The sequence below is a fragment of the Bartonella sp. bp_1 genome, assembly GCF_055808085.1.
Map to the genome: position 1 here is coordinate 2,382,591 of NZ_CM147851.1, position 17,395 is coordinate 2,399,985.

18 protein-coding genes are annotated in these 17,395 nt (G+C 45.5%); 7 read left to right on the forward strand and 11 right to left on the reverse strand.

Going from position 1 to position 17,395, the window contains the following annotated elements; genetic code table 11:
• Positions 1–143 precede the first annotated feature (143 nt).
• From ACYZ97_RS11890 to ACYZ97_RS11900, 3 genes are read right to left on the reverse strand one after another with little or no spacing between them, the layout of a single operon-like run.
• Positions 144–1,448: an ATP-binding protein gene (locus tag ACYZ97_RS11890; RefSeq protein ID WP_473299119.1), complete on the reverse strand. Its 1,305-nt coding sequence runs from the start codon at positions 1,446–1,448 to the stop codon at positions 144–146.
• Complete coding sequence (locus ACYZ97_RS11895; protein ID WP_473299120.1) at positions 1,445–2,107, reverse strand: response regulator transcription factor; 663 nt, start codon at positions 2,105–2,107, stop codon at positions 1,445–1,447. Before ACYZ97_RS11895 ends, ACYZ97_RS11890 begins: the two co-directional genes overlap by 4 nt.
• A complete protein-coding gene (locus ACYZ97_RS11900; protein ID WP_473299121.1) occupies positions 2,104–2,412 on the reverse strand; it encodes a PepSY domain-containing protein in 309 nt (102 codons plus the stop codon). The genes ACYZ97_RS11895 and ACYZ97_RS11900 overlap by 4 nt, the downstream gene beginning before the upstream one ends.
• Positions 2,413–2,522: 110 nt before the next feature.
• Here ACYZ97_RS11900 and ACYZ97_RS11905 point away from each other — a divergent pair, with 110 nt between their 5' ends.
• Both ACYZ97_RS11905 and ACYZ97_RS11910 read left to right on the forward strand, forming a co-directional pair.
• Positions 2,523–2,792 (forward strand): PepSY domain-containing protein, encoded by a 270-nt coding sequence (locus ACYZ97_RS11905; protein ID WP_473299123.1) that lies wholly within the window; start codon positions 2,523–2,525, stop codon positions 2,790–2,792.
• 233 nt (positions 2,793–3,025) lie between these two features.
• Positions 3,026–3,802 carry a glycosyltransferase family 25 protein gene (locus ACYZ97_RS11910; RefSeq protein WP_473299125.1) on the forward strand — a complete coding sequence of 259 codons (777 nt, stop codon included), beginning with the start codon at positions 3,026–3,028 and terminating at the stop codon, positions 3,800–3,802.
• A 285-nt stretch (positions 3,803–4,087) separates the two neighbouring features.
• On the opposite strand, the gene ACYZ97_RS11915 is transcribed toward ACYZ97_RS11910, so the two are convergent.
• Complete coding sequence (locus ACYZ97_RS11915; protein ID WP_473300707.1) at positions 4,088–4,393, reverse strand: septal ring lytic transglycosylase RlpA family protein; 306 nt, start codon at positions 4,391–4,393, stop codon at positions 4,088–4,090.
• A gap of 209 nt (positions 4,394–4,602) precedes the next feature.
• Between ACYZ97_RS11915 and ACYZ97_RS11920 the strand changes: the two genes are divergently transcribed.
• Entirely contained in the window at positions 4,603–5,013 is a 411-nt protein-coding gene (locus ACYZ97_RS11920; protein WP_473299127.1) for a YbaN family protein, read from the forward strand.
• A 66-nt stretch (positions 5,014–5,079) separates the two neighbouring features.
• Here ACYZ97_RS11920 and ACYZ97_RS11925 read toward each other — a convergent pair whose 3' ends face one another.
• The 5 genes from ACYZ97_RS11925 to ACYZ97_RS11945 form a co-directional block, all read right to left on the reverse strand.
• Positions 5,080–5,700, reverse strand: coding sequence for a L,D-transpeptidase (locus ACYZ97_RS11925; protein ID WP_473299129.1), 621 nt, complete (start codon positions 5,698–5,700; stop codon positions 5,080–5,082).
• A gap of 164 nt (positions 5,701–5,864) precedes the next feature.
• On the reverse strand, positions 5,865–6,488 hold the full coding sequence (locus tag ACYZ97_RS11930; RefSeq protein ID WP_473299131.1) for an ActR/PrrA/RegA family redox response regulator transcription factor: 624 nt from the start codon (positions 6,486–6,488) through the stop codon (positions 5,865–5,867).
• A 34-nt stretch (positions 6,489–6,522) separates the two neighbouring features.
• On the reverse strand, positions 6,523–7,827 hold the full coding sequence (locus ACYZ97_RS11935) for an ActS/PrrB/RegB family redox-sensitive histidine kinase (RefSeq protein ID WP_473299133.1): 1,305 nt from the start codon (positions 7,825–7,827) through the stop codon (positions 6,523–6,525).
• A gap of 69 nt (positions 7,828–7,896) precedes the next feature.
• Complete coding sequence (gene hrpB / locus ACYZ97_RS11940; protein ID WP_473300708.1) at positions 7,897–10,344, reverse strand: ATP-dependent helicase HrpB; 2,448 nt, start codon at positions 10,342–10,344, stop codon at positions 7,897–7,899.
• On the reverse strand, positions 10,341–11,210 hold the full coding sequence (locus tag ACYZ97_RS11945; protein ID WP_473299135.1) for an SEL1-like repeat protein: 870 nt from the start codon (positions 11,208–11,210) through the stop codon (positions 10,341–10,343). The genes hrpB and ACYZ97_RS11945 overlap by 4 nt, the downstream gene beginning before the upstream one ends.
• Positions 11,211–11,513: 303 nt before the next feature.
• Between ACYZ97_RS11945 and ACYZ97_RS11950 the strand changes: the two genes are divergently transcribed.
• From ACYZ97_RS11950 to fghA, 4 genes are all read left to right on the forward strand, one after another.
• Positions 11,514–13,208, forward strand: coding sequence for an Hsp70 family protein (locus ACYZ97_RS11950; protein ID WP_473299137.1), 1,695 nt, complete (start codon positions 11,514–11,516; stop codon positions 13,206–13,208).
• An 86-nt stretch (positions 13,209–13,294) separates the two neighbouring features.
• Positions 13,295–14,602, forward strand: coding sequence for a hypothetical protein (locus ACYZ97_RS11955; RefSeq protein ID WP_473299138.1), 1,308 nt, complete (start codon positions 13,295–13,297; stop codon positions 14,600–14,602).
• Between the two features lie 156 nt (positions 14,603–14,758).
• A complete protein-coding gene (locus tag ACYZ97_RS11960) occupies positions 14,759–15,871 on the forward strand; it encodes an S-(hydroxymethyl)glutathione dehydrogenase/class III alcohol dehydrogenase (protein WP_473299139.1) in 1,113 nt (370 codons plus the stop codon).
• A gap of 44 nt (positions 15,872–15,915) precedes the next feature.
• Positions 15,916–16,773, forward strand: a complete 858-nt coding sequence (fghA, locus tag ACYZ97_RS11965) for an S-formylglutathione hydrolase (protein WP_473299141.1) — start codon at positions 15,916–15,918, stop codon at positions 16,771–16,773.
• 1 nt (position 16,774) lies between these two features.
• On the opposite strand, the gene ACYZ97_RS11970 is transcribed toward fghA, so the two are convergent.
• Together ACYZ97_RS11970 and ACYZ97_RS11975 are read right to left on the reverse strand one after the other, a co-directional pair.
• A complete protein-coding gene (locus ACYZ97_RS11970) occupies positions 16,775–16,933 on the reverse strand; it encodes a hypothetical protein (RefSeq protein WP_473299142.1) in 159 nt (52 codons plus the stop codon).
• 144 nt (positions 16,934–17,077) lie between these two features.
• Positions 17,078–17,368, reverse strand: a complete 291-nt coding sequence (locus tag ACYZ97_RS11975; RefSeq protein WP_473299143.1) for a hypothetical protein — start codon at positions 17,366–17,368, stop codon at positions 17,078–17,080.
• Between the last annotated feature and the right edge of the window lie 27 nt (positions 17,369–17,395).

Consider the following 17,395-nt stretch of genomic DNA (forward strand, 5'->3'; position numbering starts at 1 on the left):
ACGTCATTATTTTTTGAGGTTGATACAAAGCGGATTGGGTAATGGTTGATTGGATTTTTACAGCCGGAAAGATTTCCTGTGCGTTATCTATATTCTGATGGCTTTATCTTATATGGCTATGATTGTTTGAAAGGTTTGACGGTTTATAGCTGTGATAAAATAACACGCAAACCACCAAGTGGGCTGGTATCCAATTTTAAAGTCCAGTTGTAGGGGGTAAGTACATCCTGTGCAATGGCAAGGCCCAGACCGGTCGATGATGAGCGTTCATCATAACGTACGCCGCGTTTGAGTGCATTTTTGCGTTGTTCCTCATTCATGCCGATACCATCATCATCAATAATGAGCTGTCCTTTTTCCATGCTGATTTTAACGCATGATCTGGCATATCGTGCGGCATTCTCTAGAACCGGACCTAAGGCTTCGGCCATATCGGAACCATCAAGCGGTAATATTGCATTTTTATCAATTTGCATTTCCCATTCCAGCAATTCGCCATGCGCTGTATTGTGTAGGACACGGATAAGTTGTTGGGCCAGATCATGGATATTGCAGGAGACAGCATTTTTTTGTGCGGCAATTTCTGCGCGGGTGCGTGTCAGTTCACGATTGATCTGCTGTTCAAGTGCATGGCCGAGATCACGTAAATGGCTAGCTTCTGTGCAATGGCCGTTTTTTTCCAATCGTGCTGCCTGATTGCGCAGGGCAGCCAAGGGAGATTTCAGGCCGTGGGCTAGATCAGCGGCGCGCTTTTCTGCTTTTGTAATGGCATCGCTGCGGACATCAAGCAGGTGGTTGATGGTGGTAGTCAGCGGTTCCAGCTCTTCATAATTCTCAACTTCCATCCGTTTGTCGGGTGTGTTGAAAAGCTTTTCGACATTGCATCGTAATGATTTTAACGGTTTTAGCCCAAACTCGATTTGAGTTATAAGCAAAATGATAAGAACAAGCCCCAGAAGCGTAAGGTAAAGGCCGAGATCATAGGCAAAATCGTTACGGGCATTGTCTAGAATCCGGTCGGCCAAGGCGGCTTCAATTTCGATAGGCCGGTTCTCATCATGTGATCCAAGATTGATATGGCGGGTGACGATATAATAACCATCGTGCCGTCCTGATCTACTTTGTTGGGGTAAATCCATATCCCAGAGTGAGCGTGACCGTAGGGTATCATGATTGGCCCCGTCTTTTATCCGCCAGTAATAGCCGCTAAGCGGTATATCAAATTGTGGCGACAGACGGTTGGCTGCAAGATGAAGTCGACCTTCTTCATTGACGAGTAGTCCGGCCGCAATGGCATTGATGTGGGCGTGAAGTTCATCGTTATAACGCCGTTCAATATGGCGTTCGAACAAAAATGTAAAACCGGTCCATGACAGTATAAGAGCGATGACAATGGCAAGAACGCCGAGGCTGATTTGTCGTAGACGAAGTGAACGAGTGTGCTTCATGAGCCGCTGCACAGTCGATAGCCGAAGCCGCGCCGTGTCTCTATATTGTTGGCACCGATCTTGCGGCGTAAGCGCGTGATCAGGGCTTCTAGTGCATTGGGATCACGCGAATCGACATCGCCATAAATATGTTCGACAAGTTCGAAAGGGGTTACAATGCGATCATGATTGAGGGCAAGAAAATGGATGAGACGATATTCGAGTGCCGATAAATCCACTATACGCCCTTTGAGCAAAACCCGCATCATTCTTGTATCAATAAGCAGATCGCCCAGTAGAATTTGTGGATTGGCTTTACCTGCGGCCCGACGGATCAAGGCGCGCAACCTTGCTATAAGTTCGGTCATCTCAAAAGGCTTGGGGAGATAGTCATCGGCGCCAGCATCAATACCTTCGACGCGTTCCATCCATGTGCCGCGTGCAGAAAGAATAATGACCGGCACGGTGATGCCGGCTTTGCGCCAGAGTTTCAAAACGCTAAGGCCATCCTTGACCGGCAGTCCGAGATCCAGAATAATGCCATCATAGTTTTCAGTTTCCCCCATAAACCATGCTGTGTCACCGTCACCTGCTTCATCGGTTGTAAAGCCGGCTTCTGCCAGAGCCATCACCAGATCATGGCGCAAGGTTGTGTCATCTTCGACAATAAGAAGTTTCAATCATCCACCTCGATTTCCAGAATTTTACCGGTTTTAGCATCTATTTCGACTTCACGGATGGTGCCGCCAGCGTCAATAACCTTGAATTCATAGATATAGAGGCCGTCATCACGATCAAATTTGACCTTTATTACATTGTTGCCGGGAAGCCTTTTTTCAAGAATGGCAATCATATCCTTGAGTGGACGTATCTCGCCGCGTGCCAAAGCGCGCCTTGCCGCTTCCTGATCGTTGTCGGCAATGGCTGCGAAAGATAAAAGCCAGACGATTGATAAAGTAATAGAAGAAACAATAAGAATACGCATATATGCATTATGCCGGTTTTAAGCTGACAGAATGCTGACAGGACATATCCGATTGCTGTCAGGAATAATCTGCCATAAAGGATTTATTGAAAACTGCAAAGGAGACAATCATGTCGATGAAAACAATTCGTATTCTGGGTTTGGCCATTACAACGGCTGCCGTTAGCCTTCCTGTTCTTGCCGGCACGGCTTTTGCCCAGTCGAATGATCGTATTTCATGGTCGCAATTGACTAAAAAGCTCGAGGAAAAAGGTTATCATATTCGCGAACTTGATCAGAAAAACGAAGGCTGGAAAGCAGAGGTGATCAAGGATAACCAGAAACTGGATCTGCGTATTGATCGACAAGGCAACATTGTTCGTGAACAGAATGATGACTAGGTCTAGAGCCTAGACATCTGGCCGATTTTTTGTTTGATAAGGCGGTTGATGATGGCATTTTGTGACCACATATCTTGATCGTTTCTGGGACGGCTTTTATGATTATTTTTGATGATGGTTTCATCTATGCTGGCTGGATAATATACAGAATAGCATATAAATCATGAAAGCTGTCATCAGCTTGTTGGCAAGTGCCACCCTCTTCTATAAAGAAAAAGAAGCAGGATCAGATTATGAAGCTTTATGTTATCAATCTCGAGCGGTCAAAAGACAGGCTTGCCCATATTACCCAGACTTTTTATGAATGCGGTCTGGTGTTTGAACGCGTCGATGCTGTTGACGGGCGGGCACTGGACGATGAAGAGTTTGCCCGTCTTACTTCTGAGCGACGTTGGGAAAAAAAACTGACCCGTTCAGAAGTCGGCTGTTTTTTAAGCCATCGTGAGTGCTTGCGCCGGATCATGGAAGGGAATGAGCCTTATGGGGCTATTTTTGAAGATGACATCAAGTTGTCACCCAATGCCAGTCGATATCTCAAGCAGTCTGACTGGATTGCCGGTGGTACGGATATGGTCAAGCTGGATACAGCACAGACTCGTTGTCTGGTCAGCCGTATAGGAAAAATAGCCCCAGATGGTCGCAAGCTGGTTAAAATCTTGAGCAAACATTACTGTGCCGGCGCTTATATTATTTCAAAACAATGTGCGCAAAAATTATATGCGCTTACCGAATATGCATGGGCACCGATTGACGAGATATATTTCAATCCCGATTGCAACGTGATGAATGATTTGTATATTGAGCAATTATATCCTGCATTGGCTGTGCAAGTGGGCTTGACCAGTACGATTCGTGCCGATGAACAGCAAAAACTAGAACGTGTTTCATCGTCTTTACCCTTTTATAAAAAAGTAGGCCGTGAGATTAGACGGGCGAATAAAAAACAACAATTGGTTAAAAGATTTTCTGGTTTTGGCCGTTTCAAATGGGGAGAAGTCCCGTTTCGTTGAGTTTTTGTTGGCTACAAACCTCTGCGCGTAGGTTGCATATCAGCTATGCAATATTGTTGATTGTTGTCGGTGAGGGTCTCCTATAGAAAGACAATCACTGAGCCACTCCTCCTCCCAGGCTCAGTAGTTGAATGCAGCACTCCTCCTCCCAAAGCTGCATTCGGAATTGAAAGGCTGCGCACCTCCTCCCGCGCAGCCTTTTTTCTTTTCTGCCTTTAAAAATTGAATAAAACCAAACTATGCAGTTTTTATTCGTTCGGCATTAGCGGTTTTATAGGAGATACATCAAGAAATGCGTTCAACGCAGACATTGGTGTGGCCGGCATTGATAAAGCCGAGTCGGCTAGCGGCTCCCTTTGAAAGATCAAGAATACGTCCGCGAATAAACGGGCCGCGGTCATTGATTCGCACAATGATACTTTTACCGTTGAGTTTGTTTGTGACTTTTATTTTTGTACCGAATGGCAGAGAACGATGGGCGGCCGTCATGGCTTGTGGGTTCATCACTTCTCCGGATGCGGTTTTGGAATGTAACGAGTACCACGAGGCTTTTCCACATTGGGCATTGGCGAAGGTGGTTGAAGTAATCATTGTGACAACGGTGAAAATAATGATGGCATAATTTTTGGGTTTTAAAAAAATCATCTGTCTTCCGGTATTGTTTCCTTTGTAAATAGGGCAGGAGCTAGCTAAGTGAAGTGACCATGATGGGGCAAGAATGGGGTATTTTTGCCTTATTTGATTGAAAATGACGAAAAAACGCACAAATGTATGGGGAACAATGTGCGTTAGCAGCGAAAATGAGTTTAAACGCAATGAAAGAATTTAATACGCCTCGACCTTTGAGACTGATCTATTATATTTTGGGCTGTGTGATGGTAGCACTTGGCATAATTGGTGCATTTTTACCAATTATGCCAACAGTGCCGTTTCTACTCGTGGCTGCCTGGTGTTTTGCACGTTCATCCCCGCGGTTCCATCATTGGTTACATAATCATCCGACGTTCGGACCACCTATTAGACAGTGGCAGGAAAAGGGAGCGATCAGCCCTCTGGCCAAATGCTGGGCTGTTGGCGGTATGATATGTGGGTATGGGGTGTTTTTAGGTATGTCGTTCTATTTTGATTATTTCATATGGTGGTTGGCTATTGTAATTGCAGCGATTTTGTTATCGATTTCAGTTTTTATCCTGACACGGCCGTCTGCATAAAAGAAGAAATAATAAAAATGCGGGCGCAGGGCCCGCATCTATTTAAATGTTCAGATGCAGCCTATTTTAGCGTACAATCACCTTGGCACCAACCTTGGCGCGGCTATAGAGATCGATAACATCCTGATTGACCAGACGGACACAGCCAGATGAAACATTGGTGCCTATGGTCCACCATTCAGGCGTTCCATGCAACCGATAGAGTGTGTCGGTGCCATCGCGATAGAGATAGAGGGCACGGGCACCCAGTGGATTGGTTAGGCCCGGTTTCATGCCGCCTGCATATTGGCGTGTTGCGGGCTGGCGCTTCATCATGGCTGTTGTCGGTGTCCAGTTAGGCCATTCGGCCTTGCGTCCGATATAGGCATTGCCTGACCAGCGGAAGCCGTCACGGCCAACACCGATGCCATAACGCATGGCCTTGCCGTCTTCCATGATGAAATAAAGATGCCGTTCTTTCGTTTCGACAATAATTGTTCCGGGTTTTTCCGATGTTTTGTAGTTGACAACCTGACGACGATATTCCGGTTTGATTTTGTTTTGCGCAATAGCCGGAATGGAATAGCCGGCATCACGCACCATTGGATAGGTTGAGGTCATGGCGCTAGGGCCGCCTGTTGTCGTACAACCAGTCAGCGCTATGCTTGCCACTATACCGGCAGATATGAAGAGTGATTTGAAACGCATATTGTCCTCTTAAAACAGCTGGAATGAAAATCAGTAAAACATTTATGTTTTTTAGCGTTATAATGTTAAAAGGCTATTAACCATAATAGGACAGAGCTGATTTTCCCATATTATGCTAGATTGATTTATTGGCTTGTTTTTGAGCGGATGCGTTAAAGATATAGTTAGCGTGGTGCACGTTTGGCTAATATGCGTTGCAATGTTCTACGATGCATATTGAGCCGTCGGGCTGTTTCTGAAACATTGCGATCACACATTTCATAAACACGTTGGATATGTTCCCAGCGTACGCGGTCAGCCGACATCGGATTTTCTGGAACTACTGGTTTTTCTGTTGCTGTACGCGTAAGGGCTGCAAAGATATCATCAGCATCTGCTGGCTTTGAAAGGTAATCAATTGCTCCCAGTTTGACTGCATTAACAGCGGATGCGATATTGCCGTAGCCTGTCAACACAATCATATGTGTATCATCGCGCCGGTTTTTTATTTCTTGGATAACGGCCATACCATTACCGTCTTCTAATTTCAGGTCGATCACGGCATAGGCGGGTGGTGATAGGCGGACGGATGCAATACCATCTTGAACAGTTTCGGCTGTTGTCACCGTAAAGCCACGTGTTTCCATGGCGCGTGCAAGGCGCTGCAAAAATGGACGATCATCATCGACCAGAAGCAATGACGGGTCTGTTCCGATTAACGTGCGATTGTTGTTTTCTTCTGTCACGTCCTCTCCAGTTCGTGCATCAATAGCAAGCGAAAATTCTGTATATGATTCACGTGAAATCATATTTTTGTTACTTAGGATAGGCTGCGACAACTTGTCAAATTTTGTCTTGATATTCAATGATATTTTTTCGTTCCCAGACAAGCTTTACTTCGGCACCCAAATGTTTTTCACGATGATTTTGAAAACGCACGGATGCGCCGGAGCGTTCAAGCAGGGTTTTGGCGATAAATAGCCCTAGTCCCAATCCGCCGCCACGGCTTTCCGCATTGCGGTGTGACACATAAGGCTCACCGATCCGGTCAAGAACTTGCGGATCATAGCCGTCCCCATCATCAATAATGGAAATTTCAATGATTTTGTCGTTCCAGCGATAATGGATTTGGATTTGTTTACGAGCAAAATCAATAGCGTTTTCAAGCAGATTTCCTAAGCCGTATAAAACACCGCTATTGCGCATAAGCTCCGGTTCATTACCTTCGCATTTTTCCGCTACAGTTATAATATCGATATCGAAATCGCGATGCGGGGCAATAACCTCTTCAAGCAAGGAGGTCAGCGTATAATGTGCCATATAGCTGTTATTATCTGTGTCAAGGCTGGTTAAACGCTTTAGGATATCACGACAACGTTCGGTCTGGCTGCGTAACAGTTCTATATCTTCGCTATAGGCAGGATTATTTTTAAGGGCGTGCTGCATTTCTTTTACAACAAGCTGAATCGTGGCCAGTGGTGTACCTAATTCATGGGCTGCTGCGGCAGCGAGGCCATCAAGGGCAGAGAGATGTTTTTCCCGTTCGAGTATGAGATCTGTTGCAGTTAATGCATCGGCAAGGCGCCGCGCTTCTTCAGCCACACGATAGATATAGGCGGTTGTAAATAAGAGCGAAGATATAATACCGGCCCACATGGCATCGATGAGAAGGCGCGGCATGACAATGATCTGTCCTGAATACCACGGTAGAGGACAAGCGATAAAGGCAAGAAGCGTTGTCGTACTGATTACCAGCAGGTTGAGAATGATAATATGCGGTAATGGAAGGGAGGAAGCCGAAATGACTGCCGGCGCAATGAGCAGAATAGAAAAGGGGTTTTGTAGCCCTCCGGTAAGAAAGAGCAAAGCAGCAAGCTGCAGAATATCAAAAGCCAGAACAAGTGTGGTTGCCCATGGCGTTAATCGGTCATTATAGGAATAATGAAAAGCGAGATAGAGATTAACTGAAGCCGATAGTCCTACCAGAATAAAACAACTGGTCATCGGCAATGGGAAGCCCATATAAATCGCGACAAACAGGATAGTAATAGGTTGCGCGATCAGTCCGATCCATCGGATACGCACCAATGTGAGTGAGCGCATACGGCGGGAAAAAAAGGAACTGCGTTTATTGAGGTCCGGATACATTGATAGGTTCCATGCCAGAGCGCTTGAAAAATTTTATAGTGCGCAGATTAAGCCGATCGATCAAGGTTTTCAACTGCCTCGAGGTTTTGCACGTCTTGTGGCTTGTGCTTCCAACGGATTTTCCGGCCATGGATGTTTGGGATAGCGCCCACGCATATCAGCGCGGACATCTTTCCATGAGCCTGACCAGAAAGCAGGAAGATCACGTGTAATCTGGATCGGTCGGTGTGCCGGTGAGAGAAGCTCCAATACCAGTTTTATTGTGCCATCGGCAATTGAGGGATGGGTGGCAAGGCCAAATAATTCTTGTACTTTGACCGATAAAAGCGGAGCATCGCCTTCATAACAGATGGCAATATTGGAGCCGGTCGGAACGGTGAAATGGGTTGGGGCCAACTTGTCTATACGATTTTGCCTATCAAAGGGCACCAGCGAAACGAGTGCATCCATCAATGTTTTTGCTTTGATATCATGAATTCGCGTTGCACCGTTTAAAAAGGGGAGCAGCCATGTTTCCAGTTTTGCTATGAGATTTTCATCGCTCATATCCGGCCACGGCTCACCAAGTCCACGGTAAAGCCATTGCAAACGTTGCCGTAACTGGCGGCTTTCATTGTTCCATGGCAAAAGATCAAGGCCGTAATTGCGAATGGCGCTGATCAGTGCATTGTCAGCGTCTGCACCTTTTGGTGCTGGTAGATTACGGGTGGAGAGTGTGATTGCGCCGAGTTTTTCTTGCGCAATTCCTTTTAACGCGCCACTTTGGGGATCAAAGAAATAATCGTTATTTTGTATAATATCATTTTGAAGGGCGGTGCGGATGGTTTCCTCGTCAATTTCCGCCGCTGATAGAATACGTGCTTCTGTTGCCTTGCCTGTAAGGTCGGCAACCACGAGATAGTTATGTCCGGCAAGCGGTGATGTTTCTTCGATAAAGGCACCACGGCCATTGGCCAGCACAAATTTGCCTTTTTGTCCACGCGCTTTGGCAATACGATCGGGATAAGCATGTAACAGTAAGGTTCCAATCTGAGGTGTGTCCTGATCTTTATTGCTGCGGACTATTTTTTGTACCAGAAGGTGTGCTTGTTTTGCCCTTGGCGTGGAATCACGACGGAAATTATGCAACCTTCGTTCCAGATCGATGTCATAGCCACCAAGGCCACGTTCTGATAAAAGAACGGCAAGTTCGGCGGCTGTTTTTTCACCACCCTTTTCCTTGGCTTTGATCATCATATGCGACAGATGGACAGGCAAGGCCATTTGGCGCATTGCCTCTCCCTCTTTTGTCAGGCGTCCTTGCCCGTCAAGGGCATGAAGTTTTTGAAGTAAAAGTATTGCTTCCTTTAAGGATATTTCGGTTGGTGGATCAAGAAATTTGAGTGTTTTGGGATCATGGATGCCGAAGGCTGCACATTCAAGAACCATAGTGGAAAGATCGGCAGCCAATATTTCGGGCGTGGCAAATGCCGGCAAGGCATTGTTTTGTCCCTCATGCCAGAGCCGGATTGCAATGCCGGCTTGTGTGCGACCCGCCCGGCCGGCGCGTTGGTCAATAGAAGCGCGGGAAGAACGCACGGTTTCAAGTCGGGCAATGCCGCTGGCAGCATCATAGACGGGTGCACGAGATAGACCGCTATCGATAACAATACGTACACCATCAATGGTTAGTGAGGATTCGGCGATGGATGTTGCCAATACGATCTTGCGCATGCCGTTATCCGCAGGCCGAACGGCCTGATCTTGTGCTGTTTTATCCATTGTGCCGTATAGTGGGGCAAGGATGATATGGTCCGGCAGTTGTCCCTCAAGTTGTTTTTTGACACGCTCAATTTCGCCTTGCCCCGGTAAAAAGGCAAGAATGCTGCCTTCTTCTTGTGAAATGGCGGTACGAATGGCATGTGCCATTGCTTCCTCAATCCGCTGATCCGGTTTGCGGGGTTGATATCGGATGTCGACTGGAAAGGCACGGCCTTCACTTGTGATGACCGATGCATTATCAAGTAGTTCTGCCACACGTGCACCGTCGAGTGTTGCCGACATAACCAACAGGCGCAAGTCGGAGCGTAAGGCTGCTTGGATATCTAGCGTCAGTGCAAGGCCGAAATCGGCATCAAGCGAGCGCTCGTGATATTCGTCAAAAATGACGGCGGCAATGTTCGGTAATTCGGGATTGTCGACAATCATGCGGGCAAAAACGCCTTCGGTGACAACAAGAATGCGGGTTTTGGTCGAGACGGCACTGTCCATACGCATACGGTAACCAACGGTCTCTCCGGTTTTCTCGCCAAGAAGATCGGCCATACGGTTGGCGGCAGCACGCGCAGCCAGTCTACGTGGCTCCAGCAGGATGATTATGCCGTCTTTGCGCCAATCAGCCTTTAAAAGATGGAGCGGGACAAGTGTTGTTTTGCCGGCTCCCGGCGGCGCCACAAGAACCGCCTTACCGATATCATTCAAGGCTTGATTGAGTTGAGATAGTATTGCGGTGACGGGAAGATCCATGGTTTTTATCAGTTACATTGCGTTACAGCCTGATTGATGTTTTCAGCATGTTCCTGCAGCTTGTTCAGTTGATCCTGCCAATATTGCGCTTTGTCGGGTAAGTTCTTTTGTTTGTAATAGTTTATGAGTGTAACAATAGCTGTATACTTATTGTTATGAGCTGCCTTCTCAAGATAGATCAAGCCTTTCTTTTCATTCTTTTCATAGGTCGAACGCTTTAGAACAGTATCCCGCATGTTTTGTGAAGGGCCGTAAAGATAGATATAGCCCATTTTAGCTAGAGCGTCAGTATCACCTATATCTGCAATTTGTTGGCACAAGTCTAACGCTTTCAACGGGTCGTAAACTAGTCTTAGTCTTCCATCAATCCTCTCTATTTTGCGTCCTGATGCATATTCTTCGGCAATTATGTATATTGTATAGGGGTCTTTGAGTTGAAGCGCTTTCTCAATATAGGCTTCGGTTTTTTCATAACCGCTTTCCATAATGAATTGGCTTTCATTGTAATAGGCCGACGGCACATTGAGGGCGAGCGCTTTCGAGTTCCATTCCCGTGCTTCGCGCAAGGTCGCCGCATTGATATCTTGTATTTGTCTATAGTGAGGTTCTACTAGTGTGCGGGCATAGCCTGCCATCGCCTGACCGTTGCCGCTTTCAGCAGCAATTTTATAGAATTTCAAGGACTTGTCTTTATCAAAATTGAACGGGTAAAGACGGTTGGCGAAAAATTTGCCCAATTGCAACGCTGTATCCACATCACCTTGCTCTGCTTTTTTGATCATTGTACAAATATTATCAGCCGTTATTTCTTCAGCGGCCAATGGCCCTGTAAAAAATGTACATATCAAACTGGTTAAAAGAAATCTGCGTAATGTCATGATAATAATCTTTGTCTGTGTTATTGAAATTTAGCGTTTATTCCGCAAGCATAAAGTAAAAAATGAATTGATCTTTGATAATACAATCGGGATAGTATCGCAAATATTGAAATCGGGATTCCAAGTTGAACGGGTGTCGATTGAAATTATAAATATAACGCTTTTTTATTGGGCGTAGTTTTCGATTGTACCTATTTTTGTCAGATTTTCCAGCTATTCTGTTTTAGCAACATGAAAGCCGTATGAATGTGCTTTGTATTTTGCTATAGCGGTAGGAATTATAGTAGATGTAGGGCTTTTATCATGATGATCGGAATTGATCTTGGCACAACCAATAGTGCCGCTTCTTATTGGAAGGATGGAAAAGCGCATCTTATTCCCAATGCGCTTGGTGATTTTCTCACACCCTCGGTTGTTAGCCTTGATCATGATGATAATTTGCTCATCGGTATGGCCGCGCGTGAGCGTAAATCTGTGGACCCTGAACGCACTCAATCGGTATTTAAGCGTCATATGGGTAAGGGTATTAAGCTGGGACTGGGAAAAAAAACGTACAGTCCGGAGGAGCTTTCAGCGCTCGTTTTGCGTGCATTGAAACATGATGCCGAGGTTCATCTTGGACAGATTGTTGACGAGGCTGTGATTACTGTGCCGGCCTATTTTAATGATCGTCAGCGTAAGGCGACCAAACGTGCTGGTGAGCTGGCCGGTTTTAAAGTACGTCGTTTGATAAATGAACCGACGGCTGCCGCTCTTGCCTATGGTATTATTGAGCGTGATGATAAAGAGCCCTTTTTGGTTTTCGACCTTGGCGGCGGAACATTTGATGTATCTATTGTCGAAGTGTTTGAAGGCATTGTTGAAGTGCGGGCAACAGCAGGCGATAATTTTCTTGGTGGCGAAGATTTTAATGATGTCGTGATCGCTCTTGCACTGCAAAAGATGAAGTTTGGTAAGGGCGAACACAGTATTGCTTTGGTTGAGCGGTTGAAACAGGCTGCTGAAAAAACCCGCCGGTTGTTAAGCCGCCAAAAAAAGGCATTGTTCTCATTTGTATGGCGAGATAAGGTCTATGAGGTTGAGATTAGTGAGGATGAATTCGAGCACGGTGCTCAAGAACTGATCGAGCATTTGCGTTCACCGGTTCTTCGTTCTTTGCGGGACGCCTCTATTAAGGCTATGGATTTAAGCGAACTGGTGCTGGTCGGAGGTTCGACTCGTATGCCGGTTGTGCGCAAAGCGGTGGCTAAAATGTTTGGCCGTTTTGCCAATCATCTTATTGATCCTGATCATGCTGTGGCGTTGGGGGCTGCTACCGTTTGTGGTTTGATTGAAAAAGATGTCGAACTCAACGAGGTGCGTTTGACGGATGTCAGTCCCTTTACTATGGGCGTCGGTGCAGTTGATGATGACCATCATGGTAATTGGCACGAAGTTTATGTGCCGATGATTAATCGCAACACGGTGTTACCAGCGAGCCGTAGCCATGTTTTTTCGACGATTAAGGATCGGCAGAGCAAGATCAATTTTGTTATTTATCAAGGTGAGGCACGTAAGCTTGAAGATAATCTCAAACTGGGGGAAATTTCCACTACAATACCACGTCGTCCAGCAGGCGAAGTGGTTGTTGAATGTCGTTTCAGTTATGACATTAGCGGGCTTCTGGAAGTTGATATTTCAGTGCCTGGTACAGATATTCAGAAACAGCTGGTTATTGTTGACCGCGAAGATGTGCTTGATGAAAAGGAACTTGAAAACCGCCGTAGTGTGCTGGCGGCACTAAAGTTTCACCCACGTGAAAACGCGGTTAATACCGCTTTGTTGGCACGTGGCGCCAAATGTTATGAAGCCTTGCTCGGGATTGAACGCGATAGGGTTGATAATGCTTTGCGCGAATTCGAGAGCATATTGGAAGGCCAGAATCCGCGAGAAATTTTGGATGCTCAAAAGAGTCTTAAAGAGTTGCTCGACCATATTGAAGGTGATCGGTTTTTGTAATGGACAAATCGTGTTGGCAGATACTGGGTATTGAGCAAACTGCCGATAAACGAGAAATTCGGCGTGCTTATGCCAAAAAATTAAAAATGATTGATCCTGAGATTGATCCTAAGGCTTTTATTACTTTGCGTGAGGCATTGGGAGAAGCGCTGGACAGCATGTCTGATCGTTTGTTTAATGCCGATGTTAAGTCTATCAATTTTGTAAATATTTTTGCCAGCAATAACGAGGCTCAAAGTCACGATTGTTTATCAAAGCAAAACTTAAATGTTCAAGATATAGATAATGAACAAAATATAGATAACGAAAATGAACAGTTAATCTCAAGACAGGATGATGACCTACTTCTTGAATTTGAACGGATGTTGAGTGATCCGGCTCTCCGTAATGTCTTGCTGCTTCCCGATTCGACATCTTTTAATGTTGGAAAGCCGGCAACATTGCCTGATTCTATATGGTGTAAGATATGTAATTTGGATGATGAGCTGAAAGCATGTGATCTTGATCGGCAGGATGAACGGCTGGAACGATTAGGGGCCATTTTATTGGAGCATCACGTCAATACAGGTCCTCTATTGCAACTCTATAATCATTATCGTGCGGTAGATAATGGCGCTCCATATACAAGCATGATTCACCAGATGATTGTACAGCGCCGTTTAGACTTAGCCTTATATAGGCGTATTATTTCTCTAACGGAGTTTAGCTATTTGCATAAAAAGTTGCAAACGGCGGAGCCGGGTGAGTTTTGCAGTCATGATATGGTATATGGGGAATATCTGCTTTTATGGTTGCAGGAGTTTTATCCTTCGGGATTGCTCATCTATAATAAGGAGAGTGTTGCCCGGTTGCGGCAGGCTATAAAAGCTTGGCTTGATAAGGGTATAAAGACTAGCTTTTGGTATCGAGCCGTCCGTAACCGATTGTGGAAAAATGGCTTTTTAGGTTTACCAAAGCTTAGTTATGATCTCACCGAGAAAGCACCAGGCCGTTGGTCGCCCGGAATTATACAGCTTATTGCCTTCCTGCTGATCCCTTATGTTTTGTTTTTTATGTTTTATGGCAGTTATTATTCTATCAAGCGTCCGTATCATTCTGAAGCAATAGAGGCATTGATTCAACACGAAGTAACAGATAGCCGTATGCCGATACGGATATTGCCTGATCTTTATAAAAGGTTTGATAACGAAGACGTCCGGCAATTGATGAAAGCCCGTTTGGCGGTGCAAAATGATAATAAGCAAAAGATTGCACAGATCACATCCTATGCGTTGATATTTTATGCTCTTTTTGCAGGGCGCTTCATGCTGAGAGGGCGGCGATGGTATTTTTATGGCCTGAGCGGCCTCTGGCTTATTTTCACCTTTATTGTTTTTATGACCATTGCTTTATAATGGGATTATAGGGTTGATATCTAGATATATGCATAATTGAAGTGACGACAATGTTATCATGCGAAGCTTCAAATGGATAAAGATGATGGGAAAAATATTTGACCTTTGGGGATCTAATCGGGATAGTGGCGTAATGTTGAAATCGGGAGAAACATTATGAAAACACGCGCTGCTGTTGCCTGGGAAGCTAATAAGCCTTTGACGATCGAGACCATTGAAATCGGTGGCCCCAAGGCTGGGGAAGTTCTGGTCGAGATTATGGCGACCGGTGTGTGCCATACGGATGCCTATACATTGTCTGGCCTTGATTCGGAAGGCAAATTCCCTGCTATTCTTGGCCATGAGGGTGCCGGTATTGTGCGTGAAGTTGGTGCCGGTGTAACCTCGGTCAAAGTTGGCGATCATGTTATTCCGCTCTATACGCCGGAATGTCGTGGTTGTAAGACCTGTCTGTCGCAACGTTCCAATCTCTGTACTGCCATTCGTGCAACACAGGGCCAAGGGTTGATGCCGGATAATACAACCCGTTTTTCCTGTGATGGCGGTGAAATTTTCCATTATATGGGATGCTCAACTTTTTCTAATTTTACTGTTTTGCCAGAAATTGCTGTCGCCAAAGTGCGTGAGGATGCGCCTTTTGATAAAATCTGTTATATCGGCTGCGGTGTGACGACTGGTATCGGTGCGGTAGTTTATACGGCAAAAGTCTGGCCGGGAGCCAATGTTGTTGTCTTTGGTCTGGGCGGTATCGGCTTGAATGTCATTCAAGGCGCACGTATGGTCGGAGCCGATAAAATTATCGGCGTGGATTTAAATCCCGGTCGTGTTGAAATGGCCAAGAAATTCGGCATGACACATTTTATCAATCCTAATGATGTTGGGCAGGATAAAGTCGTTCAGGCTATTCAGGATCTGACCGATGGCGGGGCTGATTTTACTTTTGAATGTATCGGTAATGTCAATGTCATGCGCCAGGCTTTGGAAGCTGCCCATCGTGGTTGGGGTGAATCAATTGTGATTGGTGTTGCTCCGGCAGGTGCCGAAATTGCCACTCGCCCGTTTCAATTGGTGACGGGCCGCGTTTGGCGTGGGTCGGCTTTTGGTGGAGCCCGTGGGCGGACCGATGTGCCAAAAATTGTTGATTGGTATATGGAAGGCAAGATCGATATTGATAGCCTGATTACCCACACAATGCCATTGGATGAGATCAATACGGCATTCGATCTCATGCATGAGGGCAAATCGATACGTTCCGTAGTTCTTTATTAAAACGATGGTTCGTTTTGTCATTTTATTGGTAAGGTTGTGTTGAGATGAAAATCGTTTCGGAAAATAAATCTTTTGAGGGGGTACAGGGTGTTTACACCCATGTTTCACATGAAACACAATGTGAAATGACCTTTGCTTTGTTTATGCCACCCCGCATGGAGCGGACAAAAGAGGAAAAATCGGGTAAAGTACCGCTTTTGTGGTATCTTTCTGGCCTCACCTGTAGCCATCAAAATGTCATGGATAAGGGCGAATATCGCCGTATGGCAGCAGAGCTTGGTATTGCGGTTATCTGCCCCGATACCAGCCCGCGTGGGGTTGATGTACCGGATGAAAAGGATAATTGGCAGTTTGGTCAGGGGGCAGGTTTTTATCTTGATGCTACGCAAGAACCCTTTGCCAAGAATTATCGTATGTATTCCTATCTCTTGCATGAGTTGCCGGCACTTCTAACAAAAGAATTTCCTGTTCTTGATCTGTCGCGCCAGTCGATTTTCGGTCATTCTATGGGGGGGCATGGTGCCATTACCATGGCGTTGAAAAATCCTGACCGTTTCAAGTCGGTCTCTGCTTTTGCGCCAATTTGTCATCCTGTACAGGCCAAGTGGTCAAAGCCGGCATTTGAAAAATATCTGGGTGATAATCGCGTGTCGTGGCGCGCTTATGATGCGGTAGAGCTCATTGAGGATGGCCATAGATTCTGTGAAATTCTCGTTGATCAGGGTATGGCAGATGAGTTTCTAGAAGGTCTACAGCCCCATACGTTGCAGGAGGCTTGCGCGAAAGCGGATATTCAACTGATATTTAATCGTCGTGAAGGTTATAACCATTCATATTATTTTGTATCGACATTTATGGATGATCATTTGAAATATCACGCTAGAGCGCTGAATGTGCTTTAGTTCATTTCATATATTTGACGAGTGAACGGATGGAATCCGCGCTATCGTGAGATAGCTTGTCGATATAGATTTGTTTTTGCGGTAAGCTTTTATAATGCTGCAGAATATAATCGGCAGCAACATAGCGCAATGTTACATATTTCTGATCGAGTGCAGACATGATCAGATTATGTTTGTCGATACCGTCTGTATTAATTTGACGGGTAGTATAACAAGGAACACGACGTTTCAGATTATAGACTTTATCGGCCCATTCTTCACGATAGCTTGTTCTCTGCTGTGCTTGGCCAAATAAGAGTGCTCTTCAGGCGACAGCACGCACAGAGACTTGTTGTGATTCGGTTGCAAGAAAAAGAAGGTGATCATCAAGTGTTGCTGCTGTTAATATGCTTTTCAATATTTGGCATAAAGGCCCTTTATTGTGTGTCGACAACCATTTTGCCAATTGTTTGCTGATGTCGGCCCTAGCGCTGAATTGCCATAATGTATTGCGTTCACTTGGTGACCACCTTCCCCATGATGAAAATTGTAAAGCGGCTTCAAAAAGCAAATTCCCGACAATTGAAGTATCGGTATGATCGAACAATTGGGGCAATTTTATCTGCGCCTTTTTTCGGATGGA